We start from the raw sequence: 18,589 nt of genomic DNA on the forward strand, positions 1-18,589 counted from the left end.
TACGCTAATCTGATCCCCAAAAAGTGACGCTATGAATAAAAAAAATGAAAAGCCGAGACTAAGTTTCTGGGAAATATGGAATATGAGTTTTGGGTTTTTGGGCATCCAGTTTGGCTTTGCTCTCCAAAATGCAAACGTCAGTCGTATCTTTGAAACGCTCGGTGCCAGCGTTGATGATATTCCCATTCTCTGGATTGCTGCCCCCGTTACGGGATTGGTAGTGCAACCGATTATAGGTCACCTTAGTGACAGAACCTGGAACAGTATCGGGCGGCGAAGACCCTATTTTTTATTCGGAGCTATTTTTGCATCACTGGCACTGATTATCATGCCCAATTCTCCCGTTCTCTGGGTGGCAGCCGGTATGCTATGGATAATGGATGCCTCAATTAATATTTCGATGGAGCCTTTCCGTGCGTTCGTAGGCGATATGCTGCCTGCGGAACAGCATACCAAAGGGTTTGCCATGCAGACCTTCTTCATTGGTACCGGGGCCGTTGTTGCGTCGGCCTTACCTTATATTATGACCAACTGGGTAGGATTAGCCAATACCGCTGCTCCCGGCGAAATCCCGCCGGCCGTACAGTGGTCCTTTTATATTGGTGCTGCCACCTTTTTGGGTGCCGTCTTATGGACCGTTTGGACTACTGAGGAATATCCTCCTGAAGAACTCGAGCGGTACTCAGAAAATGAGCCAGGCGAAGAATCTATTATCGATGCTGCTAAAAAGGGAGAAGTTGATTCAGGAAATGCAAAGCGAAAATATACCATAGGATCCATTTTGATCGCTGTCGGACTTGCGTTAACCTATTATATTTACGGCGCTAAATTTGAGCAGGAGTTATATATATTCAGCATCGGTGTTTCTGTATTTGGGTTAGTGATGGCTGTGGCCGGGTTTATGCAGAAGAGTTTAGGTAAAGATGAACATGGATTAGTGGTAGTGGTCAGCGACTTTTTGAGTATGCCTAAGACGATGGTTCAGCTTTCTGCGGTACAGTTCTTTTCCTGGTTTGCCCTTTTTGCGATGTGGATTTATACTACCGCTGCCGTAACTTCTCATGTATATGGAACAAGTGATACGACCTCTGTGCTCTATAACGAAGGAGCTGACTGGGTGGGAATACTTTTTGCTATATACAACGGATTTGCCGCCATTATTGCTTTTGCTCTGCCATACTTTGCAAAACTTACAAGCCGCAAGATCGTACATGCCGTTTCGCTACTGATTGGTGGCGTAAGCCTGGCAAGTATCTATTTAATAAGTGATCCCATGATGCTCATTTTACCGATGCTGGGTATTGGTGTTGCTTGGGGCAGCATCCTGGCGATGCCGTATGCTATTCTCTCCGGCGCCATTCCTGCCAAGAAAATGGGGGTTTACATGGGATTGTTTAACTTTTTCATCGTTATTCCCCAAATTGTAGCAGCCAGTATTCTGGGAACAATGCTGAGAAATCTTTTTAACGGCGAAGCCATTTTTGCTCTCATCGCAGGAGGGGGGGCGATGGCATTTGCGGCACTCATGATGATTTTTGTAGATGACAAGGCCGCTCGGGAAATGAATGAGTCGGGAACCGTTGAAGCAACCGAGTAATTTGTTTATTACGTTAGATGGATGTATTCCCCTCGCATAATTTCAGTTGCTTTTTGGTTGTGAGGGGTAGTACCTACTACTTAATGCCCGTCATTATTTAAATGACGGGCATTTCAATAGTTTTGGTCAGCTACGTTCTGGGTTATTCCAGCTCCAGTATCAATACCGAACGAGATGAAACAGTTAATTCATCAAGTTGATAGTTTTTACCTGTAATAGCATCTGTTCCTTTGGTAAAGCCATCCAACTGTTCGTAAAAGTAATCTTTTTTTAAGGAAACAGCTTCTTCGCTTTTATTGAATGCAACCATCACCGATTCCTCTTCATTATAGCGAAAGTAAACATATACCCCGTCATGTTTGGGCGCATACTGCATCAGTTTTCCGTTGTGAATAACGGGATTGTTTTTTCGCCAGTTGACTAGCTTTTTTACATAATTTTGGGCTTGTTTTTGTTTGTCGGATAATCCTTCACCGGAAAACCCATTTTTTGTATCGCTTTTCCAACCACCCGGAAAATCTTCACGTATTTGTCCGTGATCATGATGTTTTTCATTGCTCATCAACAATTCTGTGCCGTAATAAAACTGCGGAACCCCGCGTATTGTCATAATGTAAGCCAGCCCCATTTTATAAAGGTCAAAGTCTTGTTCTACCTGCCGGTAAAATCGATCCATGTCATGATTATCGGGAAAAACAACCATATTATAAGGTTCCGGATAAGCATAGTCGAAGCTCAATGTCTCGTAAAGGTCAACGAATCCGCTGCCCCAGCTTTCTTCGCTGGTTAAAGCATCAACAAGGGTAATTTGAATGGGAAAGTCCATCAGGCTGGGCAGGCAAGAACTAAATTTGTCGGGCTTGTCGCTGCCGCGCTGCCATTTGGACAATACCAACGGATCAACCGCCCACTCTTCGCCTACGATGTTAAAGTTTGGGTACTCTTCCATAATACGACAAGTCCACTGCTCCATGAACTTTTGTCCGGCATAGGGATGGGTATCGTGACGTATACCTTCGAGATCTGCATATTCGATCCACCAGAGGCTGTTGTAAATCAGGTAATCGGCCAGCAGAGGGTTACTCTGGTTCAGGTCGGGCATTGACTTCACAAACCATCCGTCAGTCATTCTTTTCTTGTCAATATCAGCAGCGTAGGGATCATGCAGCGTCGTTCGGCGGTGGTTCGTCTCCTGATATTTATCGGGATAATGTACCCAATCGTCACTAGGGGGGTCATCCATCCACCAGTGGTTAGAGCCCGAATGGTTCATAATCATATCCATGATCAACTTAATGCCTCTCTTCTCGGCTTCCTTGCTTAGTTTTTTATAAAGCTCATTGTTCCCGAAGCGCGGATCTACTTTGTAATAATCGGTGGTGGCGTATCCATGGTAGGATGAGCTCTCCATGGCATTTTCCAGCACGGGATTTAACCAGATAGCCGTAAAACCCATCTTTTCGATATAATCCAAGTGATTGATAATGCCCTGAATATCACCACCGTGACGACCGTAATCGTCATCTCTGTCAAGGCTATCAACATATCCTGCTACACTGTCATTATTGGGATTTCCGTTGGCAAAGCGATCGGGCGTAATCAGGTACATTACATCCGAAGAGTTAAAGCCTTCTCGCTGGGCAGAATTTTGTTCACGCTCTTTAAGTTCGTATGCAAAGCTTAATTCAGTTTTTCCATTTTTTGAAAGCGTAATATCAAACTCTCCGGGGGCAGTATCTTTAGAGATATTTAGATAGACAAACAAGTAGTTATCGTTTTCTACTTTTTGAATGCGTTTGATTGTCACTCCCTGATAGTCGACGGCAGGAGAGAGGTCGCCAATATTATCACCATAGATCATGACCTGAAGTTCGGGATTTTCCATTCCAATCCACCAGTGGAGCGGTTCTACGCGTTCAATGGCATAGTCTTGGGCATCTGCTGAAAGATTGAATAGCAAGAGCAGTGCTAAAAATGTTGTTATAAAATGAAATGTACGCTTCATAGAAGTAGTGGTTAATTCTGATTGAAATTCGTGCCTACTTTTCTAACAAAAAAGTCAATGGTATATGTAGTCGATTTGACCAAGATTTTTCGGAGTGATCGGCTCCTTCAAATTCCCGGCTCATCCAGTTTTTGTTAGTATATCCTTTATCACGCATGATTTGATCAATACGATCTTGGTGGGGAGGATACAGTGAATCCAGCGTTGCTGTCCCATGATCAAAATAAATTTTATGATTTCCCGATGAAGGTAAATTGGCAGATAGATAGTCCTCGATAGCCCTGGGAATAATGGTATCGGATTCTGTAGTACCAACCCAGTGAGTGGATAAGCACCCAGCACCGCCAAATACATCCGGATATTCGCTTACAGCATAAATAGAAATAAGCCCGCCCATACTGGATCCCATCAAATAGGTATGCCCGGGGCCGGGTTGAGTTGAATAGGTACTGTCGACAAAAGGTTTGAGTTCACTGACGAGAAACTTCAAATAACGGTCTGCTTTCAAATTCACAGGACCTAACTTCATCAGCGAATCTCGCTGGGTCTTGGGGATATAATTGACAGCTTTCTCGGGGAAATACTCAGCAAATCGTTGATTATTATTGTTCCAGATCCCAACTATAATAACAGGTGAAATCTTATTTTCAGTAACTAACTTGCCTGCTACTTCATCTACTTTCCACTCTTGTTTATTCCAGGTTTTTGTAGAATCAAAAAGCATTTGTCCGTCATGCATATAGAGGACAGGATAATCGTTGTCGCTGTGGTAATTGTCTGGGAGCCAGACATCAATGTTTCGAGCATCTACAAAATTAGATGAGAAATGATACCGGTCTATATGCCCTGATGTTAGCTGTAAATTGTGGATGGTATCCTGCTGAATCTTATTTTGTTTAGGCTGTTCGGAGAAATCAGAATTGCAGCCAGACGCAAAAATAATTACCGATAGTGCCAATATTAGAGACCGGGCAGTTTTCATAGCATATTTATTATTTTACCATCATCATTTGATCCTCGTTTCTCCAACTGTTTAAACCAATAATATAATTCACAAATACTTCTCAAGGGCGGTCAGGTGGATCTGAAAATGGAGTAATCTCCAACTGGGAAGACATGGTACTTTCATGGTCATTTTCATCGACGGCCGTAAGCCGATAGTAGTAGGTTGTTCCATTCTCTACATCGGTGTCCGTATACTCAGCATTCTGTATCAGATTAGACCCGTTGATGGGGTCCATACCGGAGATACCTGAGATATTGCTGGTGGAACGGTATAAATGATACCCTGCCAGATCATCTTCGCTGTTGGCATTCCAGGTAAGCACTATTTCCTGATCTCCAGAAGTTCCATCCAGATTTGTCGGGGCAGATGGCGCTTCATCTGTGCCGTTACCCCCGCCATTACCCGGACCTGTTGACGAACCGCCACAGGAGGAGATTACCATCACGCCGCCCAGCATTAATATAATTGTTGGTATTAAGAATATGCGTCTCATAAAACTCTTGGCTATTTGATTAACGTCATTTTTTGAATAAAGCGCTGTTCTCCAATCTCAAAAACAGCAAAATACATCCCGCTGGCTCGTTGACTTCCATCAAACGTAACGGTATGAACTCCCGCTTGCCGGGTTTCATTGTTGATCAACGTGCTGACCTGTTGTCCCAGAATATTATATACCTGAACCTGTACCTCTGTTTGTTCCGGCAGTGAAAATCGCAGGGTAGTCGATGGGTTAAACGGATTGGGATAGTTAGGGTTGATTGTAATATTTTTGGGTAGGAATTTTTCTTGCTGTTCATTGATATACCGTGTATCTCCAATTACCAATAACATTGAAGTTTTTTCTTTATCGGGAGTAATCATTACTTCATTTCCGTTACCCAGACTGTATTTATTACCAGAATCGGTATCTAATAATGCCAGTTTAATACTCGGATTGTTATTCCATCCTTCGGCGCTAATGGTAACCGGTTCTCCGGGAGTAGCAGAAAGGGTGAGTTCTAATCGGTGTTCCTGCTTGTTTTGGTCACGGAAAATGTGGGCTAAAGAGTTAAGCCGAGAAGACTCCTCTTCTTTTGTATCAGTATTAAACCGCAATGAAGCACCTTCAAACCGCGAAGGGGGAGCTACGATATCAGCAGGCTGTTCTTCGGAGTTAACAAAAGTGAGGTTGCTCGAGGAGGTTATGTCACCGTTCTTTCGGGTAATCAGCTTGATTTCGCTTTGATCGGATTCCGGTTTTTTCTTGTTTGAAGTCTCCTCGAAAGGTATCAGCAGTTCACTTAATCCCTGATTATTCAAGAAGTAAAAAGCCTCTCCGGAACGAGCCGATACAAAATTAGTAGCCTGGCTAAAAGATCCATCAAAACTCCAGATAGGTGATAAGTTTCCGCCATTTGCCGAAGATACTTGACTCCATGCTACATCGGTGTGCAAGGGATTCGATATGATATTCCACCCATCATGGAGCGGAATTGAAGCTTGATTATTCTCATTTAGCTCTACGGTAGAAACGGTTTGACTATAAGTGAAATCTTCTTTGCTGGTGACCCAGAAACCATTACCTGAATTCATATTAAAAGTGGAACTGCCATCATACTTCACCATATAATTGGCATTCTCTCCATTGTCCCAGTACGCTTGCCAATCAACACTTGGAGTACCGTTTAAAACATTAGAAAGAGCTTCATTTGGTTGGCCGGGCAGGGCTACTAGTCGATAATCCTGTGGTGTGGATGCGCCATCAAATGCTTTTGAAATATCCAGATTGATCTGCGTTGGAAAAAAGTCAATTAGGTCGCCATCGGGTGCCTCAAACTTCTGGGAGGTGTAGATATGAAATTCACCGGCACTCATCGCAATGGTGGTATCCGTATTGTTCACCGAAAGGGTATCCCCGGAAAAGAAATCATACCAGTTTCCGGATTGCGAAAATTGGGGCTGTAGATCGGTATCCGTTACACCGAAATTACCGGCAATACGAACCTCCAATTCAGGATGACTGATCGCAATGCGCTTGGTGGCATCATTAACATCCATAGTTACATCGGAGGTATTCGACGTGAAAGCTTCGTGAGAATTACGAAGTCGAATTAATGCTTTGTATGTGTTATAGAGTTTCTTGCGGTTTTCATCTTGGTAATACTCCCAGCGGATTGGTTTTTCGCCCGTACGTCCATTCTGATTAATATCAACTTCATACCCAAGTTCCCCAAATTGCCAGAACATCTTGGGGCCGGGTACTGTGAAAAAGAAAGCCGATGATAGTTTTATTCGATTTAAAGCCGTGTTTAATTCTGTTATGTCATAAGATCCGCTGCTATTGCTGTTACCGTAATTGAGGTTTTCGTACATAATGCGCTGCTCGTCGTGGCTTTCCATATATCCCACCAGGTTGGGATTACTCCAATTCCTGTTTTTATGATAGATACCGGAAAAATCACTTTCATTCTCATATCCTATGGAGGCTTGCTTGTAGTTGTGGTGCATATTGCCCCAGAGTAGCATGCCGTAATCGGCTAATTCTTGTTCTTCACTGTTCGCTGTAAGATGCTCAAGAATTACATAGGAGGAGTCATCCACGGCCCATTGCTGGTCAGCCATTCGCTTTAGCAGTCGGATACGATCTTCATCACGAGCCCAGCCATCCCCGGCATTCTGCGTAAAGCCCTTGGTAAAATCAAAGCGGTAGCCATCGGCATTAAACTCCTCCAGCCAGTAGCGTGTTACTCGATCTACGTAGTACTGGGTAGCTTGGGATTCATGGTTGAAATCATATCCCCAGGAAAACGTTTGATTGGGAGATTGGACATTGAGATAAGGGTTCTCGGTAGTAGGTTGCCCATAGTCACCTTTGTTCCATAGCCGCACCAGCGGCGATTGTCCATATACGTGATTTAACACAATATCTAAAATGACAACGATGCCGCGGGAGTGGGCTTCATCGATAAAGGCTTTAAGGTCTTCGGCCGGACCGTAGTACTTATCGGGTGCTAAAAGAAAGGCCGAATTATATCCCCAGCTGATGTTGCCTTCAAACTCCATGACCGGCATCAGTTCAATAGCATTAACGCCCAGCCGGTCAAGATAATCGAGGGTGTCAGTTAGGGTTTGAAAATCATGATTTTCTACAAAATCCCGAACCAGCAATTCATAGACAACCAGGTTTTCTTTATTGGGACGATCATACACTTCGTGCTGCCATTGATAATCCGTTTTACCGGGTTGCAGAACGCTCACAGAAAAATCCGTCTGGTCGCCGGGGTAAGGTTTTAGATTCGGATAGGTTGCTTCGCTGATGTATTGGTCGTCGGGTTGGAGAACTTTTTCGGAATAGGGGTCAGCTACCCGAACTTCTCCATCCACAAAATATTGAAACCCATATTCTTCGCCGGGCGTAAGGCCAGAAATTTCAATCCAAAAATAGCTGCTGTCGGCATTGACAGTTTCTTTATTCATGAAGTAATTGGGATCCACTTCCCAATTCGTAAAATCACCGATTACGTATACAAAATCTTTGTTAGGCGCAAAAAGGGAAAGGCGAACCGTATTGTCATCCACATAAGTGATACCGTCTTGTAGGCCCTGCGGACGCACTTGCTGGGTAATTTCCGGGTTTACGACCAGTTGCTGAGTAACCTGATCGGTATTCGTACCATCGGTTCCCTCTAAACGTACTTCAAAGTTGCCGGCATTTTGAGCATTATAATCATACTGAATAGAATTACTATTTACTTGTGCAACCTGCTGATTGTCTACAAAAAGAGTAAGCTGCTCGTTACCGGTGTCGGTTGATGCAATCCCTTCGATGGTAACCGTACTGTTTTGTGAGGTAAATGCGGGATCGTCTGAGGGAGCGGTAATACTTACATTAAACTGATTTTGATATACCTCCGCGAAGATGTCTTCTCCGCCCGTAGCTTTTCCTTCGCGTGATCCGTCACTGCTCCGAAATACAAAAGCCATTTGTTCTATAGTTTCCCCTTCGGGAACACCGTAATAATCACGAATAGATGGGGTGATCTCCAGGGTATAGAGATTCGGATTATTGGCATCACGCTCCATCTTCGCTTTAGGAATATTTTCACCCCAATCAGCTACGACATACTTCCAGTCAGAACCATCAGTGCTTTGATCGGTAATAACCCCGGTATGGGCATAGACATCCCCGTCGTAACCTTCCAGACCGCCGGCGCCTTCGGTAGCATCAAAGGTAATCGTTACTGATTCTCCCGAAACAGGAAATTCCGGATTGGTTGTAATTACTTGTGCTTGGGCCGTAATAAAAAGCCCCAATATTAGGAGGAGTGTGGAGGTAATTCGTCGCATAACTGAATAATTAAGAAAAAGCCCACCCATCATTCGGATGAGTGGGCTTTAAAATAGATTGCGAATTAATGTTAGTTTTGGGTGATGCTATATGTATAAGGATCACCACTTAGATCTAACTCAATGGTATAATTGCCAGCAGATTCTATGGAGATATCAGCACCACCTTGTTCTAACGTGCCATCGGCACCATTGTCACCATAATTAATAGCCCAGTCATCATTGGCTCGGAATTTAATCAGGCCGGATGAGAGATCCGTAGTTATAGTCCAAACTTTGTTATTTGGATCATAGGTCATGTCTTGATCAGTTTCCCAGCTTCCGGTTGCATCACCAATTAAACCCCATTGTGTATTGGTTGCAGTATATTCCAAGCGATTTATGTTAACATTTATTTTATAATAACCTGGATCAGCCAGTTCAATGTTGGCACTTCCTGGCTCTAATGTTCCGTCGCCACTATCGTCGCCCCAATCAGCACTCCAATTACGCTCGGGGGTAAACTTAAATTGATTACCTCCATTAGCCATGTAAACATATCCCTCGTAATTATCAGTCAAGTCGACTGTTGTAAGGGCAGGGGCATCAGCTGGAGTCCAGTCACTGCCATAACTGCTGGCGCTTTGATAATTTCCAGGTACGTATATTCCCGGGCAATACTCACAAGTAGAAAATGGAGTAAAACCAAGTGTTATGGTTTCTGATACATAAGAGGTATCAGTTAACGTTGTTTTTACTCGAAAGTCTAGACTTGACTCTTCTAAAGGAGTAAAACCGAGTCCCAGCAGGTTAGCATTCATATCTCCAACCGTTACTGAATAAGAAGTACCGGTAGTTTTAGCAAATTCAATTGGGTCAGAGAAGTCATTCCCCGTTTCAACCATTTCTATGGTAACCTCGGGTGCAGCAGAAAATCCATAGTCGGGATTCTGCCATTCAAATGTAACCAGATTTTCATCTGATGCATCTTCAGAAAGTGTAAAGCTCTGACCGGATTCTGGAGAAGTAATTGAGGGTGAACCCGGATCATTGCTCATAACAGGCCCCATTTCCCCTTTGTCACAAGAGGAAAAAATCAGGAGCCCTGCAAGTAAGATTGATAATAGGCTAAGTTTCTTCATGATTATTCGTTTTTAGATTTAAAATCTTTTTTAATCAGATAATACCTTTGATTAATACCCATCGTTTTGGGTCAGGTTCAGATTTGAGTTCACCTCAGATGCCGGAATAGGAAATATCTCGTACTTTGAATCGGTACTACTTCCCGTGGACTCTTCACCTTTCCAGGCCCAGATATATTCATTTCCGGTATACTGGCCAAACCTTCTCAGATCAGTTCTGCGGTGTGCTTCCCAGTGTAGTTCACGACCGCGCTCATCAAGAATAAAATCAAGGGTTAATTCATTGGAGCTGATGTTTGCTACATCTGAACCATAGGCTCGTTCCCGAAGGTCATTAACCAAGGTAAGAGCTTTGTTCATATCTCCGGAGTTCCCTCGTAGGGTGGCTTCAGCATACATCAGGTACACATCGGCAAGACGGAACATGGGGAAGTCGATATCTACAAATTCAAGATCAGAACCAGTTTGGCCATTTTTAGTCAGATTCTTCCATTTGCTGAGTGCATAACCATTGGTAAACTCAGCTAAGGTTGGGATTTCCTTTTCCTGACCATCTGTATATAATGTGTTTCTATTATTGGCCAGTTCAACACTATATGTATTGTTGTTTAGGTTTACTGTAATATAGTGTCTTCCTGGCTGTTGGGCTCTTAAGTTAGAACCTCCTTGTTCAAGCGTGCCATCACCTTCATTATCCCCATAATCTACATTCCAGTTTGGGTCAGGAGTAAACTTAAATTCACTGCCGGTATTACTGATATAAATATATCCGTTATATATTCCATCATTATTATCATCTACAAGTGCCGGAGCATCAGATGGAGTCCAATCTGAACCATAACCACTTGAACTTTGATAACCACCTGGAACGTAAATTTCTGGATCTCCGTCTGGGTTTCCTACTGATTCGCCAGATTGACCTAGTACTTCGAATTTATCAGCGAATTCTGGTGTAACTCGGTGTCCGGCCCATGCAGAGTTGAGACCAAAGTCAGCAATGTCCATATTTCCACCTACTGCTGCATGAGCAATAAAGGTGGTTCCACCGTATGTTTGAGTATTTACGCCATCAAAGGGGATGGCAAAAATGACCCCATTGGCTTCATGGTTATCTGCGAGAAACAGATTCCCGTATTCATTTTCCAAGGTATAACCTCCTTGATCGATGACCTTGTTGGCATAGGTAACAGCATCATCATAACGAGCTTCGTCAATATATACTTCAGCATTGAGGTACAGCTTCGTTAGAAGGGTCCAAACGGCTGCTTGATCGGCACGACCATATTCATTTTGTCCCGGGGCAGGCATATTACCTTCGATCTCAGTGAGCTCTGTTTCAATATAACTGAAGAGCTCTTGAGCACCGATGGGTTCCGGCTGGTAAGCACCAACAGGATCGTCTTCGGTTACAAAGGGTACATTGCCGCCAAACATGTCAAGTGCATGCCAATAGCTGAGGGCGCGAAGGAATCGGGCCTCGGCAAGATACTGCTGCACTTGTTGATTGTCATTGCCTTGCGCGTTGCGAATAAACTCGTTGGCAAGAGCAATTTGATAGTAAATGCGACTGTAGAGCCCCATTACAAAGTCATTGGAAGATGTCCATGCCTGGTAATTATATGAAGGAAGACCGGGATCATTCCATCCGACAACGGCTTCGTCAGTTGGAATTTCCTGGGCTACCCACAGCTGACGAAGATAGCTTGAGAAGCCTTCGTCAATGCCCTGAATGTCAGGATCACCTGCGGGCCCTTGCTGTCCGGTAGTGGCAAAGCCTGCATACAATTTTGCAAGTACCTGCCGATAATTTTCCGGACTCGTATAAACAGATTCTGATGTTACAACATCCTCGTCGATGGGAGAGGTATTTAGATCATCCACACACGACGTAGCCGTAGCAACAAGCAGAGCGATTAATGCAATCGCAACGATTTTAAATTTTGTGTTTAACATAATGGTCGGATTTAGAAAATTTCAATTAAAAGTTCAGGCTTAATCCAAGGATAAAGGTGCGAGGCCGTGGATATACTTCATTGTCAATTCCACTGAAAACCTCAGGATCCAGCCCACTGTAATTGGTGATTACAAAGGCATTTTGCACGGTACCAGAAACACGCAGCGATTGAACCTGATCAAATAGGTTGTTGAATGTATATCCTACCGACATGTTATCCATGCGCAGGAAGGATGCATTTTCAACATAATGATCAGACATATACTGAGCGTTGCTGAAGCCATAGTCATTAATATCGCTCAATGCGTTATTTAAGTATCCCTGGCTGTTGTACATAAATTCATATACCGTATGGTTAGATGCTACGTTGTTGTAGACAAAGTTACCTACATTCGCTCGGGCAGAAAATGACGCATCCCAGTTTTTGTATTCAAACTTGGATGACAACCCAAAGGTGAAATCGGGAGCAGGGTCTTCATAACGGTATTTGTCATCGGCCGTTATTTGTCCGTCTTCATTACGATCAACATAAACACCGTCTAATGGGTTTCCATTTTCATCATAAACCTGTTCGTATACATAGAACGAACTTCGGGGATATCCCTCACTATGTATCTGAATATTATTACCGACACCACCCGAAATACCACCGGTTTCAACACCGATATAATCCTCGGATTGTACGTTTGTGAGCTTGGTGATTTCGTTAACGTTGTGTGTGGCATTAAATCCAACTTCAAGATAGGTATCCTCGGTAGAGATCAGCCGTCCTGTTATGTTGGCTTCAAGCCCCTGCACTTCGAGCGTACCAATGTTTGATAGAATTCGGTTCGTAAAGTTTGTGCCGGCAGGTACGGGAATCACGTTTAGCAGATCATCCGTTACCCGGTGGTAAGCTTCAAAAGAACCGAACAGTCGATCATTGAAGAAACCGTAATCCAGCGCAATATTATAGGTGGTTGTTTCTTCCCACTTGAGATTCGCATTGTATCCTTCCGGACGCAGTGTCGTAACAAACTGGTTACCGAATAGGTACCGTGCTGTTGGCTGACTTGCGGTATAACGTGCCAGGTAGGGATAATCACCTTCGTTAATGCGCTGTTGTCCGGTAATACCGTAACCTAATCGCAGTTTTAACTGCGAAAGATCTTCAAAGCCATCCATAAATGGTTCTTCATGGATTTTCCATGCCAGTGCAGCAGATGGAAACAGCCCCCATCGCTCATCCTCGGAGAATCGAGAAGTACCATCCTGACGAAGCGTTGCAGTCAATAGATACTTATCATTTAAGGTGTAGTTTAAACGACCGAAGAATGACACAATGTAGTGTTCGGTTTTAAAGTCGGTGTCCTCGTCAACTGCTACCGTATCTTGTATATTATAGTTGGTAACGTAGTTGGAGCTTTCTTCGTAGTGGTGCTCCCAGGAATATCCGGCGGTGACATCAAAGTTACTGTTAATAGATTCTACTTCCTTCTTATAGTTTAGATAGAAGTCGAGCAGTTCATTTTCCTTACGTTGATCATACTCCGTGCGAGTACCATTTGGCTGTCCCGGGCCAACATATTCAAAAGCAGCCTGGTCGGTAACCATATAATCACCGTTGCCCACATCTGAGTAATCATAACCTAAGTTCAGTGTAGCTGTTAGATTCTCCTCAAAGGGGAGGGTATAGTCAAACTTGGCATTACCGATAGATCGGTATACGGTCGACTCATCAATCGTTTGCTGCAACAATGCCAACGGGTTTGCTGGTGCAATATCAATGGGGTTGCCATTTTGATCCGTCCATGTATAGTAATTGCCAAAGTCATTATCAACGCTAACCGGCTTGGTCGGGTCAAAGGTCACAGCTGAGCCGATAGCACCGCGATTGGCAAAACGGTTGTCAACTTGTGAAGCCTTTATGTTGAGGTCAACTTTAAGGTCATCATCAAGGAATGTAGGGTTCACCGAGATAGAACCGGTTAAACGATCCATGTTAGATGTTTTAAGTATCCCGTTACTACCGTTGAATCCTAATGATACACGATAGGGAACACTTTTAAAGGCCCCTGTCAGGCTGATATTATGCTGTTGACTGAAGGCATTCTCGTAAATTTGGCTTTGCCAGTCGGTATCATTTTGACCAAGCAAGGCTTGTGCAGAAGGATTCAACTCATCTTCGACCACAGATCGAAATGCATCTGCAGAAAGAACGTCTAACTCCTCAGTTTTGGTTTGGAAAGAAAACTTTCCGGTATAAGAAACCTCTAGCGCCTGGTTAGCAGTTCCTCGTTTGGTAGTAATTAAGACTACACCGTTAGAGGCACGCGAACCGTAAATGGCTGTTGCCGAGGCGTCTTTTAGGATAGAAATTGACTCAATGTCATTCGGGTTAATCGTGTTGAGCGGATTTCTCATTCCCGATACGGCATTCCCGTCAAGAGGCACACCGTCAATTACAAACAGGGGATCGTTGCTTGCCGACAGGGAAGACCCTCCGCGAATTCGTATGGTAGCTCCGCTACCGGGTGCACCGTCATTTGATGTTACCGTAACACCAGCTGCCTTACCCTGGAAGAGTTCCTCGGGAGATGTGATCGCTCCTTCGTTAAAATCTTCTGAATTTACAGAGGTAACCGATCCGGTATTATCGTCCACTTCCTGTGTACCGTAACCGATAACCACAACATCTTCTAACTGTTGTACATCGGGTGAAAGGGCAACATCAATGGTTGTTCGTCCATTAATTGGAACTTCTTGCTTGACGAATCCTACAAAAGAAAATACCAGCGTATCTTGCAACGATGGTACATTTAAAGTATAGGTTCCGTTGGCGTTGGTAGCAGTTCCGCGTTCGGGCATGTTTTTAACGGTAATATTAACGCCCGGCAGGGATTCTCCTGACTGTGCGTCTGTTACCGTTCCCGATACGGAAGTCTGTGCTAATCCGGGAAGCGTGAGTCCCAGAACCAGACACGACGTAATGAGTAGCTTTTTGATAGGTATCATAGAGGTTGGTTTAGATTATTGTGGATAAGTCTTGAACATACTCTTTTAATAGAGGATAAAATGTGTTGATTATTTCAATTTATACTAAGGATGAAAGCGCTTACATGACGTATAAAAAATTTAAATCGTAACAGGATATGTAAGCGCTTTCATATCTCCTGATATCTAACAATTTATAAGGAGAGATTCAAGTAAATACGTACCCGATCGGTAATTTTTTTATACTGTAAATAAGCGGTTAATTTTTAGCAAGTATTGCGATAAAAAGATAAGGCCATTTTGATGAAATGATTCTACTTATTAATAGGTTGTTGGTAAATCAATAATGAAAAAAATAAGCAAGGTAGCAGATGGAAAAATTGCATAATACTATTCATACGTTAGGCGAATTAAAAAAGTCAGGCTGGCAGTCTGTTTCAGTCAAGGAAGAAATCAGGCAAAACTTAATCGAGAAAATACAATCAGGCGAAACGCTATTTCCTGATATTATGGGATATGACAAATCCGTAATCCCACAGCTGCAGCATGCTTTATTGGCAAAGCACGATATTATCTTACTGGGTCTTCGGGGCCAGGCAAAGACAAAAATACTGCGACAGCTCACTTCTTTTCTGGATGAGTATCTGCCTGTTATTGAGGGATCGGAGATCAACGACGACCCATATAATCCGGTGTCCAAGCATGCTCGCGAATTGGTAGAAGAAAAAGGGGATGAGACGCCTATTAACTGGATTCATCGCAGTCAGCGGTACGGGGAAAAGCTGGCGACCCCTGATACGGCTGTAGCTGATCTGATTGGAGATATTGATCCCATTAAAGCAGCGGCCGAAAAACTCACGCTGGCTGATGAAAATGTGATAAATTTTGGATTGGTTCCCCGCACGAATCGGGGGATTTTTGCCATCAATGAACTTCCTGACCTGCAACCCCGCATTCAGGTGGCACTCCTAAATATCATGCAGGAGCGTGATATTCAGATTCGAGGCTTTAATATACGTATTCCGCTGGATGTGCTGATGGTATTTTCTGCCAACCCCGAGGACTATACCAATCGTGGAAGTATTATTACCCCGCTGAAAGATCGTATCGATTCTCAAATTTTGACGCATTATCCCAAAGAGTTGGAAACAGGAATGAAAATCACACAACAGGAAGCCTGGATTTCGCGCGATGGAGCCGTGGATGTGACTATACCGCCTATAATAAAGGAGTTGCTGGAGCAGATTGCTTTCGAAGCCAGAGAGTCGGAATACATCGATCAAAAGAGTGGTGTTTCTACCCGGATGACGATTACGGCGATGGAGCAGCTTATTTCTGCAGCTGAACGCCGGGCACTGGTGAATAACGAATCAGAAACGGTGGCACGCATCACGGATGTGTTTCATGTTGTGCCTGCCCTGACCGGCAAGCTGGAATTGGTCTATGAAGGGGAACAGGAAGGAGCTATGAACGTGGCGAAGCATATTATCGGCAAAGCCATTAAGAAAACATTTGCCGGATATTTTCCTGATCCTGCTGAACAGAAAAAAAGTGATAAGAACATGTACCAGCCGGTGCTCGACTGGTTTGCCGATGGCCATACCTTGGATATCAGTGATAATATGAGTCGAAAAGAGTATCAAGCATTACTTGAAAATGTTAATGGTCTCTCATCATTAGCGGAGGAAAATTCATTACTCGATAAGGATAATGATAAGCATGTGCTGATGGACTTTGTTATTGAAGCACTCCACCAGCACTCAATGGTAGGAAAAGAGGATTTGGATAATGCTCGCAGCTACTCTGATATGCTGGGAAGTATGCTCGGATCTATTGATGATTTAGATGATTTCGAGGATTTTGAGTAGTGATTGTGATTGCAAGTAGGCTCCCAAAACCTTATATTTATCGACCGAATTAAGCAATAAAGAAATTTAATAATCCCATGAAAGACGGAATTCACCCAGAGTACAAAGAGATTACGGTTGTGATGAGCGATGGCACCGAATTTAAAACTCGCAGCACGATAGATACCGAAGACGGTGTATATCGCAGCGAGGTAGATTCTAAGAACCATCCTTTTTATACCGGCAATATGAACTTCCAGAAGAAAGCCGGTCGTATCGATCGCTTTAAGAAGCGTTACGGCAAGCAAGACGACTAAGGCTTGTTGGAAGATTAAGGAATTTAGGGATGCATTTCGTAAGGAGGTGCATCCCTTTTTTATTTGATTATGTTCTAATGTATTAAGCGTTATATATGAATGTCATTAAATTTACCGTCGGACCATTTGCTGAAAATACCTATCTGCTGACCGAAGGGGATCAGGCCCTGATTATAGATCCCGGGTTTTTGGAAGATTCAGAATATCAAAAGATGAAAACGAAAATTGATGATCTGGATGTAGAGCTGTTTGCTGTAGTGCTGACCCATGCTCATGTAGATCATGTATTGGGATTGCAGAGGGTGATTGATGATTTTGATATCCCTGTACATTTGAGTGATAAGGATCGACATCTTTGGAACAACTTTGGTTCCCAAGCAGCAATGTTTGGGTTCGCTTCTGATGGTTTTTCGTTTGATCCCGAGGTTTTACCAATCACGGATGAATGGAGCATCGGTAATTTTTCTTTCGATGTACGTTATACACCGGGCCATGCTCCGGACCATGTTTCACTTTATAGTAACTCTGACGGTATTGTGATTGCCGGGGATGCACTTTTTAGGGAGGGCATTGGTCGTACCGATCTGTATAAAGGAGATTTCAAAGTACTGGAACAATCTATTCAAGAGCAGTTATATTCGCTGCCGGATGATACGGTTGTGTATCCGGGCCATGGAGAAAAGACAACGATCGGGCATGAGAAGAAAGCTAATCCTTTTGTAAAGAAGTAGACGATGAGGCTCAGCCTTCCTATTCTTCGCTGCTGTCTTGCCCCTTAGCGGCTTTAAGCCGAATAATCTCTTCCTGGTATTGTTCTCTGTTACTGGGCCTTAATTCTTTGAGTCGTTCATACGTGCGAATGGCCGCATCCAGCTTGCCCTGTCGTTCATGGATTTGAGCCAGCGTTGCCGAAACAATATCATCAACATCATCGGTCGAGACGTTCTGATTATTTTCACCCTTTTTTTCTTCTTTTTTGTCAGGACGTATTCGCTTTGATTCAACAGAGGAGAGTTTTTGAATGAGCGAATCCAAATTTAAAACAGGTCCCGGTTCATTGATGGATTGGCTATCTTTTTTTGATGATATTTTTTCAGAATCAGGTGTCCATGCTTCAAAGGTATTGGGGTGACTCAGGTAATAATGCAACTTTTCGAAGAATGGGCTGCCCGGGGCAAAGATGCGGGCTTTTACAGCTTCATCAACAGCTTGGTCGTCCATCCCCTCTAAGTGATAAAACCATGCCAGCAAAAAATGCCCTACGGCATCAGGGCCTCTTTTTTTAAGTTGTTTTTGTAGGCGTTTTGTAGCTTCGATCGGCTCCTTGTCAAAATGTTCAGCATAAGAAGCCAGCGACTTTGGAATTTTAAACGGTAACTGAGGCATTTGTTGGTTTTTACTGATTCCCGACCAATTCTTTAATACTTATTATATAAATAGATT

At 43.5% G+C, this 18,589-nt stretch carries 12 protein-coding genes; 4 read left to right on the top strand and 8 right to left on the bottom strand.

Going from position 1 to position 18,589, the window contains the following annotated elements:
• Positions 1 to 31 precede the first annotated feature (31 nt).
• Positions 32 to 1,597, top strand: a complete 1,566-nt coding sequence (locus ACT3IB_RS01745) for an MFS transporter (protein ID WP_491537297.1) — start codon at positions 32 to 34, stop codon at positions 1,595 to 1,597.
• Positions 1,598 to 1,739: 142 nt separating this feature from the next.
• Here ACT3IB_RS01745 and ACT3IB_RS01750 read toward each other — a convergent pair whose 3' ends face one another.
• The 7 genes from ACT3IB_RS01750 to ACT3IB_RS01780 all read right to left on the bottom strand — a co-directional run bounded on the left by ACT3IB_RS01750 (position 1,740) and on the right by ACT3IB_RS01780 (position 15,003).
• Entirely contained in the window at positions 1,740 to 3,602 is a 1,863-nt protein-coding gene (locus ACT3IB_RS01750) for a glycoside hydrolase family 13 protein (RefSeq protein ID WP_491537298.1), read from the bottom strand.
• Between the two features lie 34 nt (positions 3,603 to 3,636).
• Complete coding sequence (locus ACT3IB_RS01755) at positions 3,637 to 4,584, bottom strand: alpha/beta hydrolase (RefSeq protein ID WP_491537299.1); 948 nt, start codon at positions 4,582 to 4,584, stop codon at positions 3,637 to 3,639.
• Positions 4,585 to 4,666: 82 nt separating this feature from the next.
• Entirely contained in the window at positions 4,667 to 5,101 is a 435-nt protein-coding gene (locus tag ACT3IB_RS01760; RefSeq protein WP_491537300.1) for a fibronectin type III domain-containing protein, read from the bottom strand.
• A gap of 11 nt (positions 5,102 to 5,112) precedes the next feature.
• On the bottom strand, positions 5,113 to 8,934 hold the full coding sequence (locus ACT3IB_RS01765; RefSeq protein ID WP_491537301.1) for an alpha-amylase family glycosyl hydrolase: 3,822 nt from the start codon (positions 8,932 to 8,934) through the stop codon (positions 5,113 to 5,115).
• 71 nt (positions 8,935 to 9,005) lie between these two features.
• Positions 9,006 to 10,055: a SusE domain-containing protein gene (locus tag ACT3IB_RS01770; protein WP_491537302.1), complete on the bottom strand. Its 1,050-nt coding sequence runs from the start codon at positions 10,053 to 10,055 to the stop codon at positions 9,006 to 9,008.
• A 51-nt stretch (positions 10,056 to 10,106) separates the two neighbouring features.
• On the bottom strand, positions 10,107 to 12,008 hold the full coding sequence (locus ACT3IB_RS01775; protein ID WP_491537303.1) for a RagB/SusD family nutrient uptake outer membrane protein: 1,902 nt from the start codon (positions 12,006 to 12,008) through the stop codon (positions 10,107 to 10,109).
• A gap of 25 nt (positions 12,009 to 12,033) precedes the next feature.
• The gene (locus ACT3IB_RS01780; protein WP_491537304.1) at positions 12,034 to 15,003 is read right to left on the bottom strand and encodes a SusC/RagA family TonB-linked outer membrane protein; all 2,970 of its coding nucleotides are present in this window, start codon (positions 15,001 to 15,003) and stop codon (positions 12,034 to 12,036) included.
• A gap of 350 nt (positions 15,004 to 15,353) precedes the next feature.
• Between ACT3IB_RS01780 and ACT3IB_RS01785 the strand changes: the two genes are divergently transcribed.
• The 3 genes from ACT3IB_RS01785 (at position 15,354) to ACT3IB_RS01795 (ending at position 17,877) form a co-directional block, all read left to right on the top strand.
• Complete coding sequence (locus tag ACT3IB_RS01785) at positions 15,354 to 16,850, top strand: sigma 54-interacting transcriptional regulator (protein ID WP_491537305.1); 1,497 nt, start codon at positions 15,354 to 15,356, stop codon at positions 16,848 to 16,850.
• A gap of 77 nt (positions 16,851 to 16,927) precedes the next feature.
• Positions 16,928 to 17,146 (top strand): 50S ribosomal protein L31, encoded by a 219-nt coding sequence (gene rpmE / locus ACT3IB_RS01790; RefSeq protein WP_491537306.1) that lies wholly within the window; start codon positions 16,928 to 16,930, stop codon positions 17,144 to 17,146.
• 95 nt (positions 17,147 to 17,241) lie between these two features.
• A complete protein-coding gene (locus tag ACT3IB_RS01795; protein ID WP_491537307.1) occupies positions 17,242 to 17,877 on the top strand; it encodes an MBL fold metallo-hydrolase in 636 nt (211 codons plus the stop codon).
• Positions 17,878 to 17,896: 19 nt separating this feature from the next.
• Here the strand turns inward: ACT3IB_RS01795 and ACT3IB_RS01800 are convergent, their stop codons facing one another.
• Positions 17,897 to 18,532 (bottom strand): tetratricopeptide repeat protein, encoded by a 636-nt coding sequence (locus ACT3IB_RS01800; RefSeq protein WP_491537308.1) that lies wholly within the window; start codon positions 18,530 to 18,532, stop codon positions 17,897 to 17,899.
• Between the last annotated feature and the right edge of the window lie 57 nt (positions 18,533 to 18,589).

Source organism: Fodinibius sp. GM21 (assembly GCF_058386955.1).